We start from the raw sequence: 1,264 nt of genomic DNA, 5'->3' as shown, positions 1-1,264 counted from the left end.
GGCCGGCACACCGGAGGAGGCGATCCGCTACGGCTGGAACTACGCGCAACTGCTCGCGAACGGCCCGAGCCGGGACGCGCTGGTGCCCAGCCCGGTCATGCAGGCCATGGCGGAGGGGATGACGGCCCGGGTCGAGGAACTGACCCGCATCCCCGCAGACGTACAGGACTCGCTCATCACGATCCTGTCGGAAAAGACCCTGCCGATACCGGAGTTGGGCTCGGAGGTGCAGGCGGTCCGCGGCTTCAACCTGATCGCCACGGCCAACGACCGCGACCGCGGGGTGAACGACCTGTCGAGCGCTCTGCGCCGCCGCTTCAACACGGTGGTCCTGCCGCTGCCCGAGAACGCCGACGCCGAGGTCGACATCGTCTCGCGCCGCGTCGACCAGATCGGCCGCTCCCTCGACCTGCCCTCGGTGCCCGACGGAGTCGACGAGATCCGCCGCGTCGTCACGGTCTTCCGCGAGCTGCGCGACGGCATCACCGCCGACGGGCGTACGAAGCTGAAGTCGCCCAGCGGCACGCTAGACACCGCGGAGGCGATCTCCGTCGTCACCAACGGCCTCGCCCTCGCCGCTCACTTCGGGGACGGCGTCCTGCGCGCGAGCGACGTGGCCGCGGGCATCCTCGGCGCCGTCGTCCGCGACCCGGCGGCCGACCGCGTCATCTGGCAGGAGTACCTGGAAGCGGTCGTCCGCGAGCGCGACGGCTGGAAGGACTTCTACCGCGCCTGCCGGGAGGTGAGCGCGTGAGCGACCGCGACGGGGGGAACGGGCCCCTGCTGCTCGGGGTGCGCCACCACGGGCCCGGCTCGGCCCGGGCCGTACGGGCCGCGCTGGAGGCGGCGGGCCCGCGCACCGTACTCATCGAAGGGCCGCCGGAGGCCGACGCGTTGATCGCGCTGGCCGCCGACGAGGACATGCGGCCGCCCGTCGCCCTTCTCGCGCATGTCGTGGACGAGCCGGGGCGGTCGGCGTTCTGGCCGCTCGCCGAGTTCTCGCCGGAATGGGTGGCCATTCGCTGGGCCCTGGAGCACGGGGTGCCGGCCCGCTTCATCGACCTCCCGGCCACCCACACGCTGGCATGGGGGCGGGAGGAGAGAGAGGACCAGGAGCAGGAGCCATCGGAGAAGGGGGAGCCGGGGGGACTTCCGTCCGAGCCCGCGGAGGCCGTGCGGATCGACCCGCTCGCCGTCCTCGCCGAGACCGCCGGGTACGACGACGCCGAGCGGTGGTGGGAGGACGTGATCGAGCACCGGGGGG

Annotated in this window: 2 protein-coding genes; both read left to right on the top strand. The window is 73.1% G+C overall.

What is annotated here, in order from left to right:
* On the top strand, nucleotides 1-754 hold a 754-nt coding region (locus tag EU811_RS23425; protein WP_142940612.1), incomplete at its 5' end, for an ATP-binding protein.
* On the top strand, nucleotides 751-1,264 hold a 514-nt coding region (locus tag EU811_RS23420; protein WP_238703560.1), incomplete at its 3' end, for a DUF5682 family protein. The genes EU811_RS23425 and EU811_RS23420, both read left to right, overlap by 4 nt.

It is taken from the genome of Arthrobacter sp. TS-15, from assembly GCF_006964045.1.
In the GTDB taxonomy this organism is placed as follows: domain Bacteria; phylum Actinomycetota; class Actinomycetes; order Actinomycetales; family Micrococcaceae; genus Arthrobacter.
Note: the sequence above shows the minus strand (reverse complement) of the source record. Positions and strands in the feature narration are given on the sequence as shown.